At 43.5% G+C, this 24,552-nt stretch carries 21 protein-coding genes; 6 read left to right on the top strand and 15 right to left on the bottom strand.

Annotated elements, in window-relative coordinates; genetic code table 11:
- Positions 1–10 precede the first annotated feature (10 nt).
- From ccoN to EPX21_RS03395, 9 genes are all read right to left on the bottom strand, one after another.
- Positions 11–2,122, bottom strand: a complete 2,112-nt coding sequence (gene ccoN / locus EPX21_RS03435) for a cytochrome-c oxidase, cbb3-type subunit I (RefSeq protein ID WP_134088285.1) — start codon at positions 2,120–2,122, stop codon at positions 11–13.
- A gap of 83 nt (positions 2,123–2,205) precedes the next feature.
- Positions 2,206–2,403 carry a cbb3-type cytochrome oxidase assembly protein CcoS gene (ccoS, locus tag EPX21_RS03430; protein ID WP_134088284.1) on the bottom strand — a complete coding sequence of 66 codons (198 nt, stop codon included), beginning with the start codon at positions 2,401–2,403 and terminating at the stop codon, positions 2,206–2,208.
- Positions 2,403–4,796: a heavy metal translocating P-type ATPase metal-binding domain-containing protein gene (locus EPX21_RS03425; protein WP_134088283.1), complete on the bottom strand. Its 2,394-nt coding sequence runs from the start codon at positions 4,794–4,796 to the stop codon at positions 2,403–2,405. Before EPX21_RS03425 ends, ccoS begins: the two co-directional genes overlap by 1 nt.
- A 2-nt stretch (positions 4,797–4,798) precedes the next feature.
- Positions 4,799–6,151, bottom strand: a complete 1,353-nt coding sequence (gene hemN / locus EPX21_RS03420) for an oxygen-independent coproporphyrinogen III oxidase (protein WP_134088282.1) — start codon at positions 6,149–6,151, stop codon at positions 4,799–4,801.
- 9 nt (positions 6,152–6,160) lie between these two features.
- Entirely contained in the window at positions 6,161–6,592 is a 432-nt protein-coding gene (locus tag EPX21_RS03415; protein WP_134088281.1) for a lactate dehydrogenase, read from the bottom strand.
- Positions 6,593–6,771: 179 nt separating this feature from the next.
- On the bottom strand, positions 6,772–7,815 hold the full coding sequence (locus EPX21_RS03410) for a response regulator (RefSeq protein ID WP_134088280.1): 1,044 nt from the start codon (positions 7,813–7,815) through the stop codon (positions 6,772–6,774).
- Between the two features lie 83 nt (positions 7,816–7,898).
- Positions 7,899–9,086: a PAS domain-containing sensor histidine kinase gene (locus tag EPX21_RS03405; protein WP_134088279.1), complete on the bottom strand. Its 1,188-nt coding sequence runs from the start codon at positions 9,084–9,086 to the stop codon at positions 7,899–7,901.
- Between the two features lie 132 nt (positions 9,087–9,218).
- A complete protein-coding gene (yidC, locus tag EPX21_RS03400) occupies positions 9,219–11,045 on the bottom strand; it encodes a membrane protein insertase YidC (protein WP_134088278.1) in 1,827 nt (608 codons plus the stop codon).
- A gap of 68 nt (positions 11,046–11,113) precedes the next feature.
- Complete coding sequence (locus tag EPX21_RS03395; protein WP_134088277.1) at positions 11,114–12,724, bottom strand: CTP synthase; 1,611 nt, start codon at positions 12,722–12,724, stop codon at positions 11,114–11,116.
- Positions 12,725–12,952: 228 nt separating this feature from the next.
- Here EPX21_RS03395 and EPX21_RS03390 point away from each other — a divergent pair, with 228 nt between their 5' ends.
- The 4 genes from EPX21_RS03390 to EPX21_RS03375 all read left to right on the top strand — a co-directional run bounded on the left by EPX21_RS03390 (position 12,953) and on the right by EPX21_RS03375 (position 16,414).
- The gene (locus tag EPX21_RS03390; RefSeq protein ID WP_134088276.1) at positions 12,953–14,212 is read left to right on the top strand and encodes a DEAD/DEAH box helicase; all 1,260 of its coding nucleotides are present in this window, start codon (positions 12,953–12,955) and stop codon (positions 14,210–14,212) included.
- Positions 14,213–14,232: 20 nt separating this feature from the next.
- Positions 14,233–14,982, top strand: a complete 750-nt coding sequence (locus tag EPX21_RS03385; RefSeq protein ID WP_134088275.1) for a 1-acyl-sn-glycerol-3-phosphate acyltransferase — start codon at positions 14,233–14,235, stop codon at positions 14,980–14,982.
- Between the two features lie 35 nt (positions 14,983–15,017).
- On the top strand, positions 15,018–15,773 hold the full coding sequence (locus EPX21_RS03380) for an ABC transporter ATP-binding protein (RefSeq protein ID WP_134088274.1): 756 nt from the start codon (positions 15,018–15,020) through the stop codon (positions 15,771–15,773).
- Between the two features lie 95 nt (positions 15,774–15,868).
- Positions 15,869–16,414 carry a cob(I)yrinic acid a,c-diamide adenosyltransferase gene (locus EPX21_RS03375; RefSeq protein ID WP_134088273.1) on the top strand — a complete coding sequence of 182 codons (546 nt, stop codon included), beginning with the start codon at positions 15,869–15,871 and terminating at the stop codon, positions 16,412–16,414.
- A gap of 17 nt (positions 16,415–16,431) precedes the next feature.
- Here EPX21_RS03375 and EPX21_RS03370 read toward each other — a convergent pair whose 3' ends face one another.
- The 4 genes from EPX21_RS03370 to trpS all read right to left on the bottom strand — a co-directional run bounded on the left by EPX21_RS03370 (position 16,432) and on the right by trpS (position 19,993).
- Entirely contained in the window at positions 16,432–17,370 is a 939-nt protein-coding gene (locus EPX21_RS03370; RefSeq protein ID WP_134088272.1) for a serine hydrolase, read from the bottom strand.
- Complete coding sequence (gene kdsB / locus EPX21_RS03365; protein WP_134088271.1) at positions 17,363–18,118, bottom strand: 3-deoxy-manno-octulosonate cytidylyltransferase; 756 nt, start codon at positions 18,116–18,118, stop codon at positions 17,363–17,365. Before kdsB ends, EPX21_RS03370 begins: the two co-directional genes overlap by 8 nt.
- Positions 18,119–18,248: 130 nt before the next feature.
- A complete protein-coding gene (locus EPX21_RS03360; RefSeq protein WP_134088270.1) occupies positions 18,249–18,863 on the bottom strand; it encodes a deoxynucleoside kinase in 615 nt (204 codons plus the stop codon).
- A gap of 134 nt (positions 18,864–18,997) precedes the next feature.
- Positions 18,998–19,993: a tryptophan--tRNA ligase gene (gene trpS, locus EPX21_RS03355; protein WP_134088269.1), complete on the bottom strand. Its 996-nt coding sequence runs from the start codon at positions 19,991–19,993 to the stop codon at positions 18,998–19,000.
- A gap of 233 nt (positions 19,994–20,226) precedes the next feature.
- Between trpS and EPX21_RS03350 the strand changes: the two genes are divergently transcribed.
- Entirely contained in the window at positions 20,227–20,445 is a 219-nt protein-coding gene (locus EPX21_RS03350; protein ID WP_134088268.1) for a hypothetical protein, read from the top strand.
- A 100-nt stretch (positions 20,446–20,545) separates the two neighbouring features.
- Here EPX21_RS03350 and EPX21_RS03345 read toward each other — a convergent pair whose 3' ends face one another.
- Together EPX21_RS03345 and EPX21_RS03340 are read right to left on the bottom strand one after the other, a co-directional pair.
- Positions 20,546–21,193, bottom strand: coding sequence for a hypothetical protein (locus EPX21_RS03345; protein ID WP_134088267.1), 648 nt, complete (start codon positions 21,191–21,193; stop codon positions 20,546–20,548).
- Complete coding sequence (locus tag EPX21_RS03340) at positions 21,183–21,635, bottom strand: PH domain-containing protein (protein WP_134088266.1); 453 nt, start codon at positions 21,633–21,635, stop codon at positions 21,183–21,185. Before EPX21_RS03340 ends, EPX21_RS03345 begins: the two co-directional genes overlap by 11 nt.
- 460 nt (positions 21,636–22,095) lie before the next feature.
- On the opposite strand from EPX21_RS03340, the gene EPX21_RS03335 reads away from it, so the two are divergent.
- The gene (locus EPX21_RS03335) at positions 22,096–24,549 is read left to right on the top strand and encodes a SusC/RagA family TonB-linked outer membrane protein (protein WP_134088265.1); all 2,454 of its coding nucleotides are present in this window, start codon (positions 22,096–22,098) and stop codon (positions 24,547–24,549) included.
- Positions 24,550–24,552: the final 3 nt, after the last annotated feature.

The raw sequence follows: 24,552 nt of genomic DNA, 5'->3' as shown, positions 1-24,552 counted from the left end.
ATTTAAAAATCTATTTTTCAGCTACTTTTATATCGGTTCCTAACCGCTGGAGATAGGCCACGATGGCAATAATTTCTCGGTCACTCATTACATCAACCTGATTTTCTTTCAGGTCATCGGCGATCAACTTTGCCTGCTTAACCAAATCGGCGTTCGCTTGCTGTTCATACCCGTCAGGGTACGGAACGCCTAATTTACGCATGGCAATGATTTTACTGGAAGTACTAGTTGTATCCAATTCCTGACTGATCAACCAAGGATAAGGAGGCATAATACTACCGGGCGAAGTAATAGTAGGATCCATCAAATGATCATAATGCCACTTGTTTGGATATTTTTTGCCCACCCGATGCAGATCCGGCCCGGTACGTTTTGATCCCCAGAGAAAAGGGTGGTCGTATACGAATTCACCGGCTTTGCTGTATTCGCCATACCTGGCTGTTTCTGAACGGAAGGGACGGATGGTTTGCGAGTGGCAGTTTACACAGCCTTCCCGGATATAAATATCCCGCCCTTGAAGCTCCAGTGGCGTATAAGGTTTCACGCTGCTAATCGTGGGCACATTGGACGAGATCATAAAAGTTGGCATCATTTCCACCATACCGCCAATCAGTATAACGATCAGCGCAAGAACCATGAAAAGTGCTGGCTTTCTCTCTAATCTTCTATGTGTAGATTTCTCGTTGACGCGAAGAGGCGCTAAAGCCATCGCTTCAGCAGGTTCATTTGCGATCAACTTTCCTTTCCGCATCGTACGGACGAGGTTATATGTCATCAATAAAGCACCACTCAGGTACAGCGTACCACCAACGGCCCGTAACATATGCATCGGTAAAATTTGTAGGGTAGTGGCTAAGAAGCTTGGGTACTTCAAAACGCCTTCTGGAGTAAACTCTTTCCACATAAGCCCTTGCACCACGGCCGCCCAATACATCGGAATTGCGTAAAAAAGAATGCCAAGGGTACCTACCCAGAAGTGTACGCTCGCTAATTTTTTAGAGTATAACGTAGTTCCGTATATTCTCGGTATTGCCCAATATAAGATGGCGAAGGTCATAAAACCGTTCCAGCCCAATGCGCCAACATGCACGTGCGCAACAATCCAGTCGGTAAAGTGAGCAATGGCATTTACTTGCTTTAAAGAGAGCATAGGCCCTTCAAAAGTGGCCATACCATAAGCCGTTAAGGCGACGACCATAAACTTTAAGGTAGGTTCAGCACGCACTTTGTCCCACGCTCCGCGTAAAGTCAATAAGCCATTGATCATACCTCCCCAACTTGGTGCAATGAGCATAATGGAAAACACAACGCCTAATGACTGCGCCCAACCCGGCAAAGATGTGTATAACAAATGGTGCGGACCGGCCCATATATAGATAAAGATGAGCGACCAAAAATGTAATATACTAAGCTTATACGAGTAAACTGGCCGATTGGCCATCTTAGGCAGAAAGTAATACATCATGCCCAAATAGGGGGTTGTCAAAAAGAAAGCGACCGCGTTATGACCATACCACCATTGTACAAGAGCATCTTGTACACCCGCATATAAATAGTAACTTTTCCAGGCCGAAATGGGTAATTCAACGGAGTTTACAATATGAAGTACCGCAATCGTTACAAAGGTCGCAATATAAAACCAGATAGCCACATACATATGGCGCTCGCGTCTTTTGATGATGGTACCGAACATATTGATACCAAAAACCACCCAAATAAGGGTTATAGCGATGTCAATAGGCCATTCAAGCTCCGCATACTCGTGTGATGTGGTAAAACCCAGTGGCAGTGTAATGGCGGCGGCCAAAATAACGAGCTGCCAGCCCCAGAAGTGAATGCGACTCAGTAGGTCGCTATACATCCGCGCTTTGAGAAGCCGCTGCAACGAGTAGTAGACCCCCATAAAAATGCCATTACCTACGAAGGCGAAAATAACGGCATTGGTGTGTAAAGGCCGAATGCGTCCAAAGGTGGTAAAGGGACTGTTTAAATTCATGAACGGCCATACCAGTTGTACAGCTACCAGGAGGCCGACTGACATGCCGACAATTCCCCAGAAAATGGTTGCTATACCGAAATTCCTTACAATTTTGTTATCGTAATTAAATGTTTCAAGGTGCATAGTTTAGTATTTTTACAGCGGTAAAGGTACATCGGCTCCACTTCCTTACGAGTGACGCCGATTGGGCAAAAAGATGATTGTTGTCACTTATTTTCTTCGCCCAGGTTAACCTGACGATCAAGTTCTTTCTCCTCAGACGGGAAATCGTCTTCGAAAAGAACACGAATAGCAGGTGTATAGGTATCATCGTGCTGTCCGCTTTTATTGGCCCAAATAAAGGCGCCTAAAAACAGTAAAGCAATCAGCACGCTGCAACCGATCAGAAAAAATATGGCGCTCATTATAGATGATATTTATAAGCGTAAAGCCGGGTGGCCAGACTCGTGAAACTTATAATCGTAATTGTACTTAGCGGCATTAAGATAGCGGCAATCAAGGGAGATAAACTGCCCTGTGTCGCAAAGTACATACCCAATAAGTTATATAAAAGGGAAATCACAAAACTGCTGTATATAATACGCATCGCCCGCTTGGCAAAGCCAAAAAACCGAGGTAATTTTTCGAAGGATGCGCCGCTCATAATCGCATCACATGCGGGCGAAAAATTATTAACATCGTCACTTACCGCAATACCTAAATCCGCGCTTTTTAGAGCGCCTGCGTCATTCAAACCATCACCAATCATGGCCACTTTTTGACAGTTGTGCTGTAACTTTTCTACATAAGACAGTTTATCGGCGGGCAACTGATTAAAATTTAAATATTCTTTGTGAGGAAAAAGTAAGGATAAAGCCTTTGCATCCTTTTCACCATCTCCCGATAATAAATGCAGGCGATACCCATGGCTCAAGTTGGAAATCACCGATGCTAAGCCACTCCGCCACTTCTGTTCTACACAAAAAACACCTTTGGTTTCTCCGTCAATACGTACATAGGTACCGGCGACTTTAAATAGATCCTTATCCGTAGCAGCAAACGAACGGCTGCCAATTAAAATGTCTTTGCCTGCTATGGTAGCCTGAATTCCGCTTCCCGGCGTCTCAACGTAAGAGCTCATCGGTAGGATCCGGCAAGTTTCGCCGAACGCCTTTGCGATCTTCCGACTCTGCGGATGATTGGAATTACGGCATACAGAAAACACCATAGACGCTTCCATTGCCGTCAATTTTCCCTCAAAGTGAAAGCGGTCGTCGCTGAGTGTGCTGATTGTTCCAGTCTTATCGAACACGAGAGTATTAATCTCAGCCATCTTTTCTATAGCCAAGGTGTCCTTCATAAACAGACCATTTCTGTCAAAAACGCTAAGTACAGCCGAAAGCGTGAATGGAGAGCTCAGCGCCAATGCACAGGGGCAACCGATAATTAAAACGGCTGTAAAAGCCGACCAGGCCCGTTGTGCATCACCGGCGCTTCCCCAAAAGAATGCGCTTGCTAAGGCAATACTCAGAAGAATTGGTGTAAAATAACGGCTAATTTTATTGCTAAAAGATTGAAAAAAGACTTTCCTTTCCGCTTGTTCGGGAGCGTTCCATAGACTGGTTAAATAACTTTGTGATACTGGTTTTACTACCTCTAACTCAATAATCTGTTCGGTTTGCCGACCGCCGGCATAAATGATTTCACCGAGTACTTTCTCAACCGGAACCGACTCGCCCGTAACAAAACTAAAATCAATGCAAGCCTGACCCTTTAGTAAGATGGCATCGGCCGGAACGATCTCATTGTTCCGGATCAAAATGCGATCACCGACCTGTATGTTGGCAAGCGCGACCGTTTTTTCCTGCCCTTCATGAATTTTTGTAACCGCTACCGGAAAATAAGAGCGGTAATCCCGCTCAAAGGAAAGATGATGATAGGTCTTTTGCTGTACCCATCTGCCAACCAATAAAAAGAAGATTAATCCGCAGAGCGTGTCCGAAAAGCCAGCGCCAGTTCCATTTAGAATTTCCCAGGCGGAACGCACAAAAAGGATCAAAATTCCCAGCGCCAAAGGAACGTCTAAGTTTAGGCGACGCTGTTTTAAACTTTTTAAGCTAGAAACGAAATAATCGCTTCCGCTATAGAACATAACAGGTAAGGCAAATGTTAAATTGATCCAACCGAACAATTGAGCATAGTCTTTCTCAAAAGCGCCAATTCCAAAATATTCGGGAAAACTAATCATCATCGAGTTGCCGAAACAAAAGCCAGCGACGGCAATCTTCCGTACAAGATGGTTTTTTTGCTCCTCTACTTTGTCCTGTGTTGTGTCTTGCAAGCTGATCACAGGCGGATAGCCAATTGAAGCCAATAATTCCACTAATTGTTTCAAACTTAACTGCTGGTGATAAAAAGTAACACGGACTTCCTTGCGTAAAAAATCAGTTCGGGAACTGGCAACTCCTGCATGAAGCTTGTGGAGACTCTCCAACAACCAGATGCAAGAACTGCAATGGATACCTGGTATATAAAGTGTTACAATACTCATTCGCTCATCCTGAAAATCCAGCAGGCTTTTGGAAATGTTTTCTTCTTCTAAATAGAAGTAGCGGTTGGCTTCTTCCTTTACGGAGCTACCGGGGTGCGCATTGTATTGATAATAACGCGACAATTGGTGCTCATTTAATAGCAAGTAAACACTTTTGCATCCAAGACAACAAAAGCGATGGTTATCCACTTCATAAGTTTGGTGTTTAACCTCGTCACCGCAGTGAAAACAAGTTTGCTCTTTTTGTACCGTTTCCAACTTATCCATGGCTATACTGCTTTACTAAATAAGGGTCTATCTACTTCGTTGGCGTGGTACCGTTCATCAAATGCCATACAGATGATGCGTAAAAAAGACCTCCCAAGTGCTGTTACCCTGAGCCGATGAGGCTCAAGTAAAACGAAGCCGTCGGCTATCAAAGGCTCCAATCTTTTCAACACTTCAGTTGGAAGCTGAAATTCCGAGAGAGGAAGCTTTCCATCGCACATAATGTGGAGAATCTGTTTCTTCACGTCTATATCGCTGGCGGTTTGTATATGCCCTTTGAAAAGTGGAAACTCGCCTTTACTTAGCAGTGCACGATATTCCTCCACGCTTTTAACGTTCTGTGCATACGCCGCTCCAGCATCGCTGATGGACGAAACGCCCAGCCCTAAAAGCAAGGAGGGTTTGATATCCGTATAACCCATAAAATTCCGGTGGAGCTTTCCCTCCGTTGCCGCCAGTGCTAAACTGTCTGTCGGAAAAGCGAAGTGATCCATGCCAATGTCAAGGTAACCCGCGTTGATGATCATCTCCTTTCCGGCATAGTAAAATGCTAACTTAGCTTCGTCCGAAGGCAGATCGTTTTCGGTATACAAACGCTGTCCGGGTTTGATCCATGGAACATGCGCATAGCTGTAAAAGGCAATTCGGTCGGGGTGCATGGCAATCGCCTGTTGGATGGTATCCCGTATGCCCCCCAACGTCTGTTTAGGCAGGCCATAGATCAAGTCGAAATTGATGGAAGTATAACCGATATGCCGCGCCTCCTGCATAACACGGATCACGTCATCCGGACTTTGTTTACGGTTAATAATACGTTGTACCTCTGAATCAAAATCCTGTATACCTAAGCTTAAACGCCGAAATCCTAAAGCGAACAATACTTCCAGATGCTCACGCGTGGTGTTTGCAGGATGCGCCTCAAAAGAAAAAGTTGTATCCTCGCCAACAGACGCTTCTTGTAAAATTGATTTAATTAGATAATCGAGGTTTTCCGGACTAAAAAAAGTGGGCGTACCTCCGCCCAGATGGAGGTCCACTATTTTTGGTTTTATATTCAATTTTTCCAAATATAGGCGCCACTCGCTAATTACAGATTCAATATAAGGAAGTTCCACACGATGATTCTTGGTAATCCGCGTGTTGCAGCCACAATAGGTGCATAACCGTTCGCAATAGGGTAGGTGTATATACAGACTTACTTCGCCGGCCGACTCCAGTGCAGCGCTTTGAACCGCCGAAATCCAGGCTCCCGTTGTCCAGCTCGCCGTATCCCAATGCGGAACGGTCGGATAGCTGGTGTAACGTGGCGCGGCAATATTGTATTTTTTAATATAATCGATTAACTGCTTTTCCATGCCATCAGGTTAAACTTTGCTTGAACTATTGTTTTTTACGTTATTACAATCGTAACAACAGCAGGAATGGCCCACGCAACGCCCAGCTTCCCATAGGTCTAAATTGCGGATAGTTTGTTTAGCGGTATTTTCTATCGATTGGTCGTCACTGGCGTTGTTGGCTACTTTAATACCCAGTTGTGCAGCGCTTTGCAGATCTATATGGGTGGTAGTCTTCGATCGCGTAACGATATATCTAACGCCCATTTGTTTAAGAGAACGAAGCAACGCTTGGTCTACAATATCCCTTCCGGATACGATAATAACGGTTTTCCCACCACAATATGACAGGGTAGAAGCATTAAGCTCGTTTGAGATAAGCGTCAAGTCGTGCGTTTTCGCGTTGGATCTGACAAGGTGCTCTTTTTCATTTACATTTATGCTGTAAGCGATGGCCTTCATAGTGTTGGTTTGTGTTAATAGTATTCCTTTTAGCTTCGTACAAAACTAAAAGGAACCAACTTGTAAAGAGATGAAACGCATCATATAAAAAAGTAATACTCATTACTTTTTTATATGATGCGTTTCTGTTTACAGCATAAGCCTGTGTCAGCCTAGCAATGAAAAGAAATAGTTTAGGCTTATTGTTTGATATTACTTAGCTTTTGAATAGAGTGAACCCGGATAGCGTTCCCTTCTTTCGACAGTAATTGCTCGTCTTTAAAATCCGCCAAGGTTCTACTGATCGTTTCGTTAGCCGTACCGGCCATGGCAGCCAGGTCGTCTCTTGAAATGCGAATCAAGCATTCATCGGCATCGCGGTCTTCCAAAAATTTTCTTGCAACAACTACCAGCGCATCAGCAACACGCTTTCGCACGGAATGATAGGCCAAGCGTAATAATTGCTCGTCTTTCCCTCTGATGTTTTCAGAAAGGAGACCGATAAACTTTTGAGCGATCGTAGGATTTTGATACAACAGTTCAAAAAATACCTCTTTATTAATTAAGGATATCTCACTGTCTTCGATCGTTTCAGTATTATCGGAATGTTTTTCATGGCTCAGAAGGGCTTCGTATCCGAAATAATCACCGGCAGTAAAGATATTGGTAGACAATTCCCGGCCGTCGTGGTAAAAGAGGTAACTTCTAACTTTCCCTGATTTAACCTGATAGATGTACAAGGGATTGTCGCCCTCTTCGTAAACGCTTTGTTTCTTTTTATAGCTCTTTGCCCTGCCTTTAAGGTGTAAATCATTAAGCAGCTTGTTTTGATCTTCCTCGCTCATTGCGTAGGAGCTTCGCTTATGGCCGGTAAGGTCTCTTTTTCTTAGTCGGGTTTCAATGGCATTGAGCAATTCTACGTCATCAAAAGGCTTTGTAAGGTAATCATCGGCGCCCATCTCCATCGCCTTGCGCATATCGGCACGCTCGGCCTTTGCCGTCAGGAAAATAAAGGGGATGTCGGCCGTTTCTTTGTGCTTTCCCAGCAAAAACAGAACGCCATAACCGTCTAAATTAGGCATCATAATATCGCAGAGAATAATGTCAGGTTTCGATTTAAGCGCTAAATCAACACCCGATCTTCCTTCAGGTGCAGTGAAGACATTGTATCCCGCGAGCGTTAATATCTCGGCGGTACTTTCTCTAATATCATCGTTGTCTTCAACAATTAATACTGTTTTCATTCTAGAGTAATTTGTTTTTTTAATACCTTATGAAACCAAACCTGCATTTTTATCCCCTTGTGCATTAGCCGCACTCAGTCAAATCAGCTATTAAAGGTGAGCGTAAAGGTTGTTCCTTTATTGATCTCACTGACACAAGTTACTTCGCCCCCCATCAAATGGGCATAGCGCTTCACAATATTCAAACCTAAGCCGGTTCCCGGTATATTTCCCGTATTATTAGCCCGGAAAAAGGGCTCAAATAAACTTTTCTGTTCATCGTCGGGGATGCCAATCCCATTATCTTTAACGGTGATGATACAGCGATCCTTTTGTATTTCGCTATTAAATTCGATGAAAGTATTTTCTCCCGAGTACTTAATAGCGTTAGAAATCAGATTAATAATACTGTTTTTTAAGAGATTTGGATCAATTCGGCAGGTACCGATTTCCCCGGTATGTTGATAAACAATATGCTGATTTTGCTTTGCCAAAAGCTGCATCTCCTCAATAATTTCCTCTGCCAGTTTGACAATGTTGACCTCCTCCGGAACAGCAGTCACTTTCCCGGCTTCTAAACGCTCTAACGAGAGGAAGTCGTTCAAAATAGTCGTAAGCAGCTGAACGGATCCTTTAATTTTGTTGGTATGTTTCGTAATATTATCAAAATCGCGTTTATCAAGGTACTTTTCAATTAAAGAGGCAGAAAGCTGTACGGAGCTCAAGGGCGTTCTAAATTCGTGCGATGCCATTGAAACGAATCGGGACTTCATCTGATTCAGATCTTTTTCTTTTTCCAAAGACAGGCTGACATCCGCCTTGGCCTCCTCCAGCTCGCTAATGAGTTTAATTAAGTCTTTTGTCCGCTCGGTAACCTTCTTCTCCAACTGCGCGGTATACTCTTTCAGTTTTTCCTCGGCCTCTTTCTGTCTGGAAAGATCATGAATGAACCCCGTAAAAATCTTCCTATCCCTATAGCTGACCTCGCTCACCGCTAACCGAAAAGGGAATGTCGACCCGTCTTTCCGCTTACCTCGGACCTCCCGACCTATGCCAATGATATGCCTAACGCCCGTTGTCAGGTAGTTGTGAATGTAGGAATCATGCCGGGTGCGGTCGGGTTCAGGCATCAATACAGAAACGTTATTTCCGATGATTTCTCTTTCATGCTCATATCCAAACAAAGACAGCGCCGCCGGATTAATGGATTCGACAACTCCTTTATTGTCGATCGTAATAATACCGTCGATAGCGTTATGAATAATCGCTTGAAGTAGCTTTGCCGTTTCCATATAAAGACCTTAGGTTTCCAATATAAGTACTTTTGCTTAAACAAAAAAGGCTGTCTAAAAAGTCGTTTCTGAGCCGATCGAAATGGCGTCAACGCTTTTTAGGCAGCCTCCTATGAATTTCAGTGAGTAAGCTTATTTTTTGTTCTTGTTCGCCTGTTGTTGCTGACGCATATAATCCTCCATCCGTTTTTGGAAGGTAGACTTTTTACTCGTTTCCGGCTTCTTTTTATTAGCCTGAATCATGGCGTGGATCTTTTCATCGTTAATCGATTGTCTGATGAAGAACTGGATGACAAAAGTGAAACACGTTGACAAGAAATAATAGTAGTTCAGACCAGCGGGATAGCTATTTAAGACAAAGAAAAAGATCAAAGGCATAAAATAACCAATATACTTCATTTGTCCGGTAGCACCTGATACCATGTTGTTGTACCAAGTAGACACCAGCGTGGCGCAGGTCATCAATATACACATCAAACTAATGTGATTGATGTTAATAAGCGGTATCGTCGGGAAGCTGATGATCGAATCGTAGGTGGAAAGGTCCTTCATCCATAAAAAGCTTTCACCTCTCAACTCAAACAAGTTGGGGAAGAAAAAGAAGAAAGCAATCATGAAAGGCATCTGTAAGAGCATCGGGATACAACCACCCATGGGATTCACACCGGCTTGTTTGTACAGCTTGAGGTATTCCTGTTGCAATAGGGTTTGATTATCTTCTCCTACCTTGGCTTTGATTTCGTCCATCTCCGGCTTGAGCACCCGCATTTTAGCCATTGAAACGTAAGACTTGTAAGTGAGCGGAGATAACACAAGTTTTAACAAAACCGTCAATACCAATATAATAAGCCCGTAATTCCAATTAAAACCTTCCAACAAGTTAAATACGGGTAAGGTTATAAAGCGGTTGATCCATTTCATCGGTCCCCATCCCATATTGATCTGCTTTTCTAAATCGTGCCCTTGATCCTTCAGAATACTGAATTTATTCGGCCCGAAATAGAAAGACATCGGATAAGTATTCATATCCTGCCTGTTAAAATCGAGATCCATGTTTGCAGCGAAAGACTTTACAATTTCATCGCTGTTAACGGTCGTAACCTTTAGAGAACCGCTACCGAAGCCTTTTTCTGCAATCAATACATTCGAAAAATAATGCTGCTTAAAGGATATCCAATCGGTCTTTCCTAGCTCTTTGGTTTCATCTTTTGTGGTACTTAATTCTTCGACATCACCTTCAAACTCCTTGAAATAAGCCGTAGAACGATTCCGCTCATCCTTCATATCCTTCTCTTTTTGCGGAAGGTCGGCTTGCCAATTTAAAACCAGCTTCGATTCAGCAGGCGCTACAACGTCTTGCATTCCTTTTGTTACGACTGTAAACCCGAGTCGATAACTATTTCCCTGCAAGCTATAGATGTAGTCAATATATTTGCCTTCAGCATATACCAAACGCATCACTAAAGAAGCAGAATCCGTGTTCTTTACAATAAGCGACTGTTTTGTCTGCGGCGTAAAGTAAAAATCGTTCGTGTTGATATTGACACCCCCAGTAGAAAACTGCAAGCCAAAACGATTTTTTTCACCGCTGAATAATACCAACGGTTTACCTAAATAGTCTTTCTCACCTTTTACCTCAACGGATTTAACGCGCCCACCTTTCGTACTGATATTGGCTTTGATAAATTCGTTTTCAAGCGTAATAATATCTTCAGTTCCGACTTTCGCTCCACCAAACGGTCCGGCCATTTGGGTCGAGTCGACAGTGGAAGCTTCCACGCCTTGTTGAGCGGCAAATAAGCTGTCCGTGCTTTTCGCTTCCGGCGATTTTCCGCGCGCTATGGAATCCTGTAGCTGCTGTTCTCTTTTAATCTCCTCTTCCGAGGGTTTCATAAAAAATACCGAACCTGCCAAGATGATCATAATCAGGAACAGGCCAGTAAAGGTATTTCTATCCATCTTTTAATATTACTGAATCAGTCTAAAATATATTTATTTGAACTTTGACTATTTTTTACTTCCAATTGTTACCTTTTTCCGGCTTTTATTAAAGAAGCGGCCACAAAGTTAACAAAAAGTGGATGAGGATTTGCCACCGTCGATTTTAATTCCGGGTGAAATTGTCCACCCACAAAAAACGGGTGATCTTTTAGCTCGATAATTTCCACTAAATTATTATCCGGATTGATCCCGGAAGCCACCATTCCCGCTTCTTCATATTGCTTTAAATAGTCGTTATTAAATTCGTAACGATGTCTATGACGCTCGCTGATACGCTGTTTTCCATAAATCGAAGCAGCTCGCGTTCCCTTCTTAAGTTCACAAGGATAAGCTCCTAGGCGCATCGTACCGCCCATATTGGTGATGTTCTTCTGATCTTCCATCAGGTTAATCACCGGATGCTTTGTTTTCTTATCCATTTCATAGCTGTTCGCGTCTTTTAAACCCAATACGTTTCTCGCAAATTCGATCACTGCTACCTGCATACCCAAGCAGATACCGAAAAATGGAATATTATGCTCACGCACATACTTAATAGCTGCGATCTTGCCTTCTAAGCCGCGCTCTCCGAAACCAGGGGCGACGAGCACACCGTCCAGCCCTTTTAATTTTTCTTCAACGTTCTCGTCGTTGATGCTTTCAGCAGCAATACTACGTACTGAAACCTTACATTCGTTTTGGGCGCCGGCATGAATAAAGGATTCATTAATTGATTTATAAGCATCTGGAAGCTCTACATATTTCCCTACCAGACCTATTTTAACTTCGGCTGTCGGGTTTTTCACCCTGCCCAGGAAGGCCTTCCAATTCTCTAAATCCGGCTCGTTTTTGTTGGAAAGTTTAAGCTTAGCCAATACGGTTTTATCGAGTTGCTCCTTTAACATTAAAAGGGGCACGTCGTAGATCGATGAAGCATCAGCTGATTCAATGACAGCATTGATATTCACATTGCAAAACAGTGCTATCTTTTTGCGAATATCATGGCCAATGCGGTGTTCGGTACGACAAACCAAAATATCTGGCTGTATACCGTACTCCAGCAACATTTTAACCGAGTGTTGTGTGGGCTTTGTTTTCAACTCGCCTGCAGCAGCAAGGTAGGGCACAAGGGTAAGGTGAATAACCAATGAATCATTGCTGCCCAGCTCCCAACGTAGTTGTCTTACCGCTTCAATAAATGGCAACGATTCGATGTCGCCTACGGTACCACCCAATTCCGTAATAACGATATCGTATTCGCCACTTTCACCCAACAAACGCATCCTTCGTTTAATTTCGTCGGTGATATGGGGTACCACCTGAACGGTTTTTCCTAGATAGTCGCCAGCCCGTTCGCGCTCAATCACATGTTGGTAAATTCGACCGGTTGTCACGTTGTTGGCTTGTGAGGTCGGCGTATTCAAAAATCGCTCATAGTGCCCCAAATCGAGGTCGGTTTCAGCACCGTCTTCCGTTACATAGCATTCGCCGTGTTCATAGGGGTTCAGTGTGCCGGGATCTATGTTGATATACGGATCAAACTTCTGGATAGTAACCCGGTATCCTCTCGCCTGAAGTAGTTTGGCAAGTGAAGCTGAAATAATTCCTTTACCTAAAGATGAAGTAACACCGCCCGTGACAAAGATGTATTTGGTCATGATATAAAAAATGGAAAATTATTGCTGTTTATTATGTAATGTTATGACAGCATGTTCTTGTACGGGGTACAAAAGTAGAATTTTTTTTGGTCTTTTTTGTCATCTATTAATTAATTATTGGCAAATGCAGGTAAGTGCTTGAATGCATCCTGCCTTACACCTTATAGCTCATGCCTATAATACCAAATAATATTACTATTTTTACGGTCATAATCAAAACAATACATTTTGGATTTTAAAGAATTTAATTTTGATGATAGGCTTTTAGAAGGACTCATGAGTATGGGCTTTAAAACACCAACGCCCATACAAGAGCAATCCATACCGATCATCGCAAAGAAACATGACCTCATCGCTTGTGCACAAACCGGCACAGGTAAAACAGCATCCTACCTCTTACCATTAATGGATGCGATTTGTAAAAACGACGACAGACCTTCAATAAGCGCCTTAATACTCGCTCCAACAAGAGAACTGGCCTTACAAATTGATCAACAGATTCAGGGTTTAGCCTATTTTACCGGAATCACTTCGATTGCAGTGTATGGGGGAGGAGACGGCATAGGGTATGAGCAGCAAAGGCGTTCATTGAGGGAAGGCGTGGACATCGTCATCGCTACGCCGGGGCGACTCATCGCCCACATGTCTTCGGGTACAGTAAGGTTGGAAAAAATCAATTGCCTGATCCTGGACGAAGCGGACCGTATGCTCGACATGGGTTTTAAGGATGACATATTACGGATTGTGCGACAGCTGCCGGAGCAGAAACAAACCTTGCTTTTCTCCGCAACCATGCCTCAAAAGATACGCGTGTTTGCCAAAGCGCTATTGAAGAATCCGCAGCAAGTAAATATTGCCATTTCCCAACCTGCCGAAAAGATTAAACAACAGTATTATAGAGCCTTCGATGAACAAAAAGTAAGCTTGCTCAAACACATTCTGGAGGCTGACAGCTTTAACAGCATCATCATTTTCTGTGGCACCAAAGACCATGTTAAATTGTTGGAAAAGGAGTTGTTTAAAAGCGCGCTGAAAGTAAAAGCTTTCCATTCAGACCTTCAACAGGACGAGCGTGAACAAATTCTACTCGACTTCAAAAACCGTAAGTTGAATATATTAGTTGGTACGGATGTGCTTTCGAGAGGGATCGATATAGAGGGGATCGATTTAGTTGTCAATTACGACGTACCTTCTGATCCCGAAGATTATATCCACCGTATCGGCCGAACAGCACGAGCGGAACGCACCGGTACAGCGATCACTTTTGTTAATAACCGCGATTTTAGAAAGCTCGAGGCAATAGAAAAAATGATGGATCGCACAGTGGAAGAGGTCCAGCTCCCGGAGTTTCTTGGCGAAGGCCCGCAGATCATTCCCTTGCAAAATAAAAAAAGAAAGAAACGTTCGAACTTTAAAAAGGGAAACGATAAATTTCGAAACAAGCGCACAGCAGCGACGGGCGACAATAAAGATTCGAAAGCGTCTTAGCATGACATCTTAAATTTTGTATGTCAAAAAGATTAGTTAAAAAAATACACTTTGGAATCTATGTTTTTTGGGTGATCTTTTTTTTCACTTTATTTTATCCTGTTTTATGGCTAGCTGCTAAAGACCCGCAAAAGAACTTTTCCCTCATGGCACGCATTCGCAGAGGCATTGCCAAATTGAGCACGTTTTGCAGCGGGTTCTATTTCAGTATAAAAACACCGGGTAGTATCGACTGGAGCCGCCCGTACATCATTTGCGCAAATCATACGTCCATCTTAGATATATCTGCACTGGCCATTCTGTGTAAACAGGAGATTATCTTTATGGGAAAAATCGAACTTTTGGCGAACCCTATCACCCGCATGTTTTTTAAAACGATTGACATTGCTGTCGATCGGAATAGTAAAATATCTTCGTATAAAGCCTTTAAGGCGGCACAGCAAAAGCTGGGAGAGGGGCGAAGCATTGTAATTTTCCCGGAAGGAAAAATAGAAGACACTTTTCCTCCGGTTTTGCAAGCCTTCAAAAACGGTGCCTTTAAATTGGCGATAGCGAATCAGGCGCCGATACTTCCGGTAGTTATTCATGAGCTATGGAGGCTTTTATGGGACGGTGGTATGAACGGCAGCCAGCCTGGCCGTTGCTTTATAGAAGTACTGGAACCGATAGAAACGCGGACGCTCGGACTCGGAGAGGCAGATCTCCTACGGGATCATGTCCGTTCACTATTTGACAAGCATTTAAATTCCGACGTAGGTGTAACAAATTAGCCTTTCTGAAGTCTCATTGCTATATCACTAACTTTATGTCACTAGCGCTTATAGATATCAAAGAGATAGGAAGAAAATACGTCATCGGAGCCGAGACCATCCACGCTTTAAAATCGGTCACGCTGCAGATTAATAAAGGCGAATTCGTCGCACTTATGGGTCCGTCGGGCTCTGGAAAGTCTACCTTGATGAACATCTTAGGCTGTTTAGACACGCCCACTAGAGGGGAGTATATTCTAAACGGCACAAAAGTAAGCGACATGACAGACGATGAACTCGCAGAAGTCCGCAACAAGGAAATAGGATTTGTTTTCCAAACATTCAACCTGTTGCCTCGTTCTACCTCTTTAGATAATGTCGCACTGCCTTTGATTTACGCAGGCTTGAGTAAAGCCGAAAGAAACGAAAAAGCACAGAAGGCGCTGGAAAGCGTAAATCTCGGCAATCGTGTGGATCACAAGCCAAATGAGTTATCGGGCGGACAACGGCAACGTGTGGCGATCGCCCGTGCATTGATAAATGACCCTTCCATTATTTTGGCAGATGAGCCCACAGGGAACCTTGATACTAAAACTTCCGTTGAAATTATGGGTCTGCTGGAAGAAATCCATTCTAAAGGCAACACCATCGTTTTAGTAACGCACGAAGAAGATATCGCACAACATGCACATCGAATCGTTCGTATGAGAGACGGCCTGATTGAAGACGATTATCCAAATCCCGAAATTAAAAGCGTTTCTCCGCGTTTAGCAGCATTAAGGGAAAAGGGCTCCGACTTCGAAGGGATCTAACCCATTGTTTACTTAATAGTATTTGTTACATCTCTGAATAGCAAGGTTCAGCGACTAATATATCGTCGTTAAATACTAACTTAACCAACGTAACGGTGAAAATTTATACGAAAACTGGAGATACTGGCCTTACCTCCTTAATTGGCGGTAGCAGAGTACCAAAATATCACTTAAGGGTAGAATGTTATGGTACCATAGATGAATTAAATTCATACATTGGTTTAATTGGAAGCTATGAAATAAGTAAAGAGCTGAAGGGTGAACTCTTAGAAATCCAAAACATGCTTTTTGCGATCGGGGCCTTATTGGCGGCAGATCCGGAAAAGTCAAAAATGAAGCTCTATACGATTGCCACCGATGACGTTAAGATGCTCGAGCGCGCTATTGACCGAATGGACCACGCGCTGAAGCCCTTGAAAAATTTCATCTTACCCGGAGGGAACACCATTGTCTCTCATGCGCACATAGCGCGCTGTGTCTGTCGAAGGGCAGAACGGGCGGTGGTGCAGCTAGCTGCTTCTTCAGAAGTAGCCGGAAACATTGTTATCTATCTCAACCGTCTTAGTGATTATCTTTTTATATTGGCCAGAAAACTTGCAAAAGACACCGGTATACAAGAGGTAATTTGGAATCCGCGATAGCGCACTCGTACGGTAAACTAGTATTTCAGGCCCTTTAGCAGTTGCTCATCTCCAGGCGCTGGCTCCCAATGAGATTTAGGTTCAAAGTAGCGCCACAGATGCGCGGATATTTTTCGCGCTAATTGCCAGGCACTGTTATCTTCCTCCCATCCTTGGTCTTTTAGGTTTTTTGTAGCTACGTAAAAGACGTAATCACCGTGCGGCGCATTTACCATTACCAATTCTGATCGTGAATCATTAACCATGCCCTGCTTGGAGGCGCATTGTACATAAGGCGGAATTTGAGATAAAGCGTATTCGTCATAATAAATATTGGTCATGAGTCGGTACATACGTTCAGACGCAGCCCGATTCACCGCTTCTCCCTGCCTGATTTTTACAAGCAGCTGTGCCATTTCTCTCGGCGTAGTTTGGCCCCATCCATATTTTTTCCAATCGTTTTCTCTACCGGCAGTACGCGAATTCACTCGGGTGAATTGCAAACCATAACGCTCCATTACCTTGTTGATAGCTGATCCGCCGCCTGCCAGGGCTTGATTCCACAATGAGGTCGTGTTATCGCTATAACTGATCATGAGGGCTGCCAAAACACTCAGGTCAGTTTGTGTACTATCTTTGAAGAACTGCATCAGTCCGGAACCGCCATACTTCAAAGAATCGCGATATGTCAAAGGCTGATGATAAAATAGCTCTTTCTTTTCAATCTTGTCAAATAGCCCAACCAATATTGGTACCTTCACGATGCTCGCCGTAGGAAAAAGTGTGTCGGCATTTATGGAGGCCTCTTTCCGTTTTCCGAGATGATATACATAGATGCCCACTGTCCCCTCAAAGTCTTTCGTCAGCAGCGCCAGCTCTTTCTGAAGTTTACCATCAACACGAATCTTTTGCGCTTTTAACGTAGGGCTTATAAAAAGCAATAATAGTAAAGGCCAGATCAAATAGTGCTTATCCATTCGATTTAAAATTTTGCTTCAGGTGATTTACTTTTTGTAAATCTTTCGGTTCATCAATAGCCAAAGTCTCAACAACCGTTTCGGCCGTTTTTATGCGATAACCATTTTCGATCCAACGAAGTTGCTCCAGCGATTCGGCTTTTTCTAAAGGCGAAACGGGAAGTCCGGTTAACGCCTTCAATATTTCACTGCGATAACCATAAATACCTATGTGCTTATAGAATTTATGGTGTTCCAGCCACTTTTCCGAAGGAATGCCTCTTAAAAAAGGCAATGTTGCCCTGCTAAAATAAATGGCTTCCCGATAGGTGTTTAATAACACCTTGGGGGTATTATTATTGAAAAGCTCTTCGTTGTCCTTGATTTCCTTTATCAGTGTTGCGATCTGCGTATCCGCTTCCTGAAAACAGCTTGCCAACAAATCGATTTGAGAAGGATCTATATAGGGCTCATCGCCTTGTATATTGATCGCAATATCGAAAGCGCTTTCTTTTGATACGACCTCAGCGCAACGGTCGGTACCACTTTGATGGTTGCTTGCAGTTAATACCACATTGCCGCCGAATTCCTTCACATGATTGGCAATCCGGTCATCATCTGTAGCCACAACGACATAATTGAGTAAGGCAGCCTTCAGCGCTTGCTCGTACACCCTTTGAATCATACTTTTGCCGTTGATGTCGACCAACGGTTTGCCGGGAAAACGTGTGGAAGCATAACGGGCTGGAATAATACCAATAATGTTCATGCTTGATTGTTATTTGTTGTTCGTTGTTGGTTGTTTGTCGGCATACGGCTGTTTTATATCAGTTTGCGGGTCATTAGCCTCTGTAACCTAATGCTTAGACCTATAGCCTCATGCCCTCATTAAAGCTCTTTTAGAACAATCCGTTCAAATTCTTTTCAATCTCTTGTATAACGAAACCCAGGTCTTCCGGATTGTTTGCAAAATCCAGTTTATCTTTGTCTAGAATGAGCAACTTGCCCTCTTGGTAGCCGCTTATCCATTTCTGGTATTTATCATTCAGTTTCGAAAGATAATCAAGGCGGATGCCGGCCTCGTAATCACGACCCCTCAGCTGTATATTATCCACTAAAGTAGGTACCGAAGCCTTTAAATAGATCAATAAATCCGGCGCTTTTATAAAGGAAACGATGCTCTCAAATATATTACTGTAGTTCTGGAAATCGCGTGTCGTCATTAAACCCATATCATGTAGGTTTTCGGCAAAAATATAGGCGTCTTCGTAGATTGTACGGTCTTGTATAATATTGACGTTTCTTTTTTGCAATTCAACTATATGGCGAAAACGACTATTAAGAAAAAATATTTGGAGGTTGAAAGACCAGCGCTTCATATCGCCGTAAAAATCTTCGAGATAAGGGTTATCCTCAACTTCTTCAAATTGTGGCTCCCAACCCAAATGTTTGGCTAATAAGCCAGTTAGGGTTGTCTTGCCTGCGCCTATATTTCCTACAATAGCTATATGCATGTATTTAGTATTAAGTTATAAGTGTTAAGACTATTAGAGTAACGAGTGGTTAGTGATCGGTAACGAGTGATCAGTAATCCGTGATCCGTGATCCGTAATGCGTCCCGATGGCGTCTTACTACTTGTGTATACCCTTAAAACTTTTTAAATCCTATTATTTCCCTCACATCGGTGATCGTCTTCCTTGCACTTTCTCTCGCTTTTTCAGCGCCCATCTTTACCACCTTCTGGATGTACTGTTTATCCGCTGCGATCTCTTCAATCCGCGAGCGCACCGGTTCGGTTGCTATTACCATATCTTCAGCTAATTGCTTTTTGAAGTCGCCGTAACGGATTTGGCATTTATTATAAAGTTCGTCGAAATGGGCAAGTGTATCTGCAGAAGATACCACCTTCATTAAATCAAACAAATTCTGTATCTCTACCGGCTTCAACTGGTTCTCTTGCGTAGGGCCGCTATCCGTCACCGCACGCATTACCTTTTTACGAATAGCCTCTGGCTTATCAGAAAGGTAAATACAATTGGCATCACCTTCCGACTTACCCATTTTTCCTTTGCCGTCCAAACCGGGTATTTTAACTAAATTATCACCATAGGTGAACGCGTGAGCCTCCGGAAAATAATCATGTTTATACATCCGGTTAAAGCGATTTCCAAAAGTGCGTGTCATTTCAAGATGCTGCTCTTGATCTTTCCCAACCGGCACCTTGGTAGCCTTGTGCAAGAGGATATCCGCAGCCATCAATACGGGGTAAGTCAGCAGTCCGGCATTCACATTATCTGGATTGGCCCGCACCTTATCTTTAAAAGAGGTGGCTCGTTCCAATTCGCCCAAATAGGCATTCATATTTAGATAGAGATATAGTTCGATAACTTCCGTCACATCCGATTGAACGTAAATGGTCGCCTTCTCTGGATCGATACCCGCCGCTAAATATTCAACCACAACATGTTTTACATTTTCATGCAGATTCTCCGGGGTAGGATGGGTTGTTAATGAATGTAAGTCGGCAATAAAGAAGTAGCAGTTATACTCATTCTGCATCTTGACAAAGTTCTTAATTGCTCCATAGTAATTTCCTAAGTGTAATTTTCCGGTGCTCCGGATTCCACTGACAACTGTTTCCATATAGGGGCGAAAATAAAGAATTCTTCCTATATTTCATCTAATAAAAGCAAAGTCAGCACCGCCATGTAGGCCGGCCTTCACAGCCTTCCCCTTATAAAATTGGCCTACGGCTAGGGGAGATGCCAAACGCAATTTGTTTGTAAAGACAATCTATTTACATCCTTTCTGCTAATTCGAAGAGAAGAAGGTCGTTTTTTTTATTAATTTTGGCCTACTTTATTTGCTCATCCCTTATGACTCCGCAGGAACTTAAAGCGTATTTTGATAGCAATCCACCGCCGTTTGAAATAGAATGGAAGCCTTGGGCCAAGATTATCAATACAAAGAAATTTTTAGAGGCTTGCTATACGGCAATCAGTGTTTACAAAGGAAATTATCAAAATTGCCCCGACTACTGGCATTTGCTGGAATTCTATCGGGATATTATCGGGTCTAAATCCGATAACGTTTGATATCTGGTTAATAGCCGATATGAGTAACGGTCCGCTTTATGTTAAACTTCGATGACGCGTTATGAATGCAAGCGAAATGACATGATCCAAAACATCCGTTTCATTGCTGTCCATGAGCTGACGTGGATTCCGGATCAAAAAATGATGCAAAAACGGCAGTAAATACCACCGGATTCAAAACAGATACCCTTGCCTTTGTGACGAAGTCGAACGAAGTTGTCACCATGTTAATCGGGTTTGTTACGAAGTGACTTGGGTTTGACATAAACCCATACGGATTTAAAGTAAAGTCGATTGGTTTTAACATGAACTCATGCGGATTTACTGTAAAGTTAGCCGGATTTGTTAAAAAGTCACTTGGGTTTGACATAAACCTATACGGATTTACAGTAAAGTCGATTGGATTTAACATGAACTCATGCGGATTTACTGTAAAGTTAGCCGGGTTTGTTATAAAGTCACTTGGGTTTGGCATAAGCCCATACGGGTTCATTACAAAGTCAATCAAGCTCATCTCTAATTCAATCGGATTTGCCGTGAGTCCATATGGGGCAATTACAAATTCAATCGGATTTGGCATAAGTCCATATGGATTTAGTGTAAAGGTAACCGGATTTGTTACGAAGTCAATTGGGTTTGATATAAATCCATACGGATTTACAGTAAAGACAACCGACTTTGTCGCGAAATCAGTCGAAGTCAAGTGTAAAAATAGCGATCTTTCCTCATCCCATTTTCTATCTTCCACTCTTTTTATAAAGCATTTCGACAGATGGATTTTGTTTTAGGAGCTCCTCTATAAATCCTTGTTTGTCTTTCGGCGAAACGATGATACTATCTAACCGGTTATAGAAGATTTCCAGTCTATCGAGTGAGGTAGCCGGAGCGCTGATCGGATTATTGGTTTCCTGAACCTTTCTGATGGAGTCGATCTCCACTTTTGTTCGGTATAACAGGCCCGAACGGATGATGAGTACGTTCCCGTCGATGACATAGTACGTCGTTAAGAAAAGATGAATACTGAAAGCCGTCACCGCAAGCAATAACAGGGCGATGCCCCATTGAACAAATGCCGCTATACGGTCGGTGTCCGTTGCCGCTTTGAAAATGACGAATAGCGTACTGCCGCCCATGATAACCATCACCGGGATAAAAAGTATACGATCTATTTTAGCATTGTACTTTTGCATATGTAGAAAAACGAAGGTTCGCGTTGCTCTATTGTCGCTTCAATATGGCATTCCTTAATGCACGACAAAACCAATGAAACGAAATCTTTTTTATTTTATCAGGCTAAGCCTGCTTACCGAAAGACGACCTAATCGATTTTTAGCCTAAATCAACCGCTAGGCTGTTAAGCCAATTTCCCGAAGATTTCCGCTGTTAACGCCTGTATAAATGAGCGCATTTACTGATCGAAAACAAGCGTTTGAATTACAACAATATAAAATAGACTAAAGCTCCCAATAATTCACATTTGTACCATGTTTGTTACAGCTACTTATACTTTGAAAAAGCTGTACACAAAGCAAACGATCAACATAGACATAGTACGCACGACATATAGTTGTCAGTATATACTGGCCCAGGCCTCGTTAAGACTTCCGGTTTCCGGATTTTAATTAATTGTTTAACCAAACTCAAAAATGTATGAAACAAAGATTACTATGTTTCTTGATGTCAAGTATCCTGTTCATAGGAGCAGTGCATGCACAGGACAGAAAGATCAGCGGCACAGTGACTTCTGCGGAGGATGGAAGCCCACTGTCTGGCGTATCAGTAGTGATTTCCGGGACCAACGTCGGTACCCAGACCAATCAGAACGGACACTATTCGCTAACGGTACCTTCCGGCTCCAAGCTTATCCAATTCCGCATTGTCGGCTTCCAGACGCGTGAGCTGACGCTAGGGTCATCCAGTGTATTGGATGCGGTACTAGACCCGACCTTATCCGAATTGGATGAGGTGGTTGTGAACACCGGTTACATGGCGCAGTCCAAAAAGGAAGTCACTGGATCGATTTCACAGATACGGGGAGACCAATTCGAAAACCAAGGTATTGTGAACTTTCAACAGGCGGTCCAAGGAAGGGTTTCGGGTGTTAACGTAACCGCGAACAACGGCATCCCCGGAGGAGCAATCAGCATGCTGATACGGGGAAGCGGCTCATTTACTGCCGGTTCTGAACCTTTATACATTGTGGATGGAGTACAGATGAATGCAAGCACTTATTCAGGGTACACCCAATCCAATACGCTTGCTGGCCTCAATCCCAACGACATTGAGTCGATCGAAATTATTAAAGATGCGGCCACCGCTTCCATTTACGGTGCACAGGCAGCAAACGGGGTGGTGCTGATCACAACGAAAAGGGGTAAAGCGGGGAAAACGAACATAGACTTTAATACTTATGTAGGCGCGTCGGAGGCGATAAAAAAATACGACGTGCTGAACACACAGGAATACTATCAGCTACGTCATGAGGCGCTGGCCAATGCCAATCCAAGAGCATCAGAGTCTGCAATAAGGAACGCAGTTCTAAATGAAATACGTCAACCGAATGACCTAACCGACGCTGAGATAGCAGCACTGCCGACGTACGACTGGCAGAATGAGGCCTTCAGGACAGGGCTGGTTAGAAACTATGAACTATCGGCAAGCGGTGGTGGAGATAAAACACGGTTTTACCTTTCCGGCTCGTATAATAAGCAAGAGGCCATTGTTACCAAAGCCGATTTTACGCGAATGGGTTTCAAGGTTAATCTAGACCATGACTATAATGAAAAGCTTTCCTTTAACACCAGTCTGAACCTTTCTTCACTGGGGCAATTGACACCCTTTGCCATCGACGGCTCGTATCTGGGAAATCCGGCATTTTCCGGTCCTTTAATGATACCGGCCGTTCCTATTTACAATGAAGACGGAAGCTTTTTCGGTATGCCGGGTTCCGGTCAGACCGTTCCCGGCATTCTGAACCAAAATATTATAGGCGTTAACGAATACAATTCCGGCGACCAGCGGACAAACCAACTGCTAGGGGCTTTGGGAGCGAACTATAAAATAACCAAGAACCTTGCTTTTCGTTCCCAATTTTCATTGGAATATTACAGTATAGTCGGCAAGTCATACCTCGACCCGCGCACTCCTGATGGTTTGACTCATAACGGTTTGGCACAAGCGCTGAGCCTTAACCGTTCGAACTTCCAGACCACGCAGACGTTGACCTATGGAACAATCATTGACGAAAATCATAAAATTGATGCCGTTGCCGGATTTGATTACCGCTACGACCAAGCTCGTGTGTATTCCCTTAGTGGAAGAGGTTTCCCATCTTATTTGTTTCGTAATATAGGAGCTGCCGCCGAGCCTTACAGTGTTAGCGAAAGTTGGGGTGGAAACAAAATCGCTCGGTACTTCGCCCGCGCCTCCTATGGTTATAAAGGCCGGTATATGCTGAACGCCAGTTTAAGCTACAACGGATCATCCCGTTTTGGGACTGACAACCTGTGGGGATGGTTTCCCGGCGTGGGGGTCGCGTGGAACATTGCCGACGAAAGCTTTCTACATAATGCAACATGGATCGAAGATCTAAAATTACGTGTGGGCTACGGCCAGACGGGTAATGACCGTATTGGTAATTTCGATGCCCGTTCGCTGTATTCACAGTCAGGCGTTTATATGGGCCAACCTGGTATCGCACCCGCAGGTTTGGCGAACCCAGCCCTCCGGTGGGAGAAGAATGCAACGACCGATATTGCAGTGGACTACGGATTTTTCCGAAATCGGATACACGGTACGCTCGTCGTGTTCTTGAGACAAAGTCGAGATCTGTTGCTTGCCCAGCCGCTCTTGAGCACATCGGGTTTCACCGAGATCACGACGAATATCGGTGGAATCGACAACCGCGGTATTGAGTTTGAGATCAACACCGTCAATGTGGATACAGACGGTGGGTTTAAATGGACGTCGAACTTTAACTTCACGTATATACGGAACAAGATCACCGAGCTGTATGGCGGACATGAACAGTTGCCGACCAATGTTAGTTTAAGGGTCGGTCATTCACGAAACGCTATTTTTACTTATCAATATGCCGGCGCGTAAGTC

The sequence above is a fragment of the Olivibacter sp. XZL3 genome, assembly GCF_004368405.1.
Classification (GTDB): domain Bacteria; phylum Bacteroidota; class Bacteroidia; order Sphingobacteriales; family Sphingobacteriaceae; genus Olivibacter.
This window is presented reverse-complemented; position numbering and strand designations above follow the sequence as displayed.

What these genes read in the sequence shown, in the direction of transcription:
- ccoN (WP_134088285.1), bottom strand. Translation starts at nt 2,122, where the DNA reads ATGCACCTTGAAACATTTAATTACGATAACAAAATTGTAAGGAATTTC.
- ccoS (WP_134088284.1), bottom strand. Translation starts at nt 2,403, where the DNA reads ATGAGCGCCATATTTTTTCTGATCGGTTGCAGCGTGCTGATTGCTTTA.
- EPX21_RS03425 (WP_134088283.1), bottom strand. Translation starts at nt 4,796, where the DNA reads ATGGATAAGTTGGAAACGGTACAAAAAGAGCAAACTTGTTTTCACTGC.
- hemN (WP_134088282.1), bottom strand. Translation starts at nt 6,151, where the DNA reads ATGGAAAAGCAGTTAATCGATTATATTAAAAAATACAATATTGCCGCG.
- EPX21_RS03415 (WP_134088281.1), bottom strand. Translation starts at nt 6,592, where the DNA reads ATGAAGGCCATCGCTTACAGCATAAATGTAAATGAAAAAGAGCACCTT.
- EPX21_RS03410 (WP_134088280.1), bottom strand. Translation starts at nt 7,815, where the DNA reads ATGAAAACAGTATTAATTGTTGAAGACAACGATGATATTAGAGAAAGT.
- EPX21_RS03405 (WP_134088279.1), bottom strand. Translation starts at nt 9,086, where the DNA reads ATGGAAACGGCAAAGCTACTTCAAGCGATTATTCATAACGCTATCGAC.
- yidC (WP_134088278.1), bottom strand. Translation starts at nt 11,045, where the DNA reads ATGGATAGAAATACCTTTACTGGCCTGTTCCTGATTATGATCATCTTG.
- EPX21_RS03395 (WP_134088277.1), bottom strand. Translation starts at nt 12,724, where the DNA reads ATGACCAAATACATCTTTGTCACGGGCGGTGTTACTTCATCTTTAGGT.
- EPX21_RS03385 (WP_134088275.1), top strand. Translation starts at nt 14,233, where the DNA reads ATGTCAAAAAGATTAGTTAAAAAAATACACTTTGGAATCTATGTTTTT.
- EPX21_RS03380 (WP_134088274.1), top strand. Translation starts at nt 15,018, where the DNA reads ATGTCACTAGCGCTTATAGATATCAAAGAGATAGGAAGAAAATACGTC.
- EPX21_RS03370 (WP_134088272.1), bottom strand. Translation starts at nt 17,370, where the DNA reads ATGGATAAGCACTATTTGATCTGGCCTTTACTATTATTGCTTTTTATA.
- kdsB (WP_134088271.1), bottom strand. Translation starts at nt 18,118, where the DNA reads ATGAACATTATTGGTATTATTCCAGCCCGTTATGCTTCCACACGTTTT.
- EPX21_RS03360 (WP_134088270.1), bottom strand. Translation starts at nt 18,863, where the DNA reads ATGCATATAGCTATTGTAGGAAATATAGGCGCAGGCAAGACAACCCTA.
- trpS (WP_134088269.1), bottom strand. Translation starts at nt 19,993, where the DNA reads ATGGAAACAGTTGTCAGTGGAATCCGGAGCACCGGAAAATTACACTTA.
- EPX21_RS03350 (WP_134088268.1), top strand. Translation starts at nt 20,227, where the DNA reads ATGACTCCGCAGGAACTTAAAGCGTATTTTGATAGCAATCCACCGCCG.
- EPX21_RS03340 (WP_134088266.1), bottom strand. Translation starts at nt 21,635, where the DNA reads ATGCAAAAGTACAATGCTAAAATAGATCGTATACTTTTTATCCCGGTG.
- EPX21_RS03335 (WP_134088265.1), top strand. Translation starts at nt 22,096, where the DNA reads ATGAAACAAAGATTACTATGTTTCTTGATGTCAAGTATCCTGTTCATA.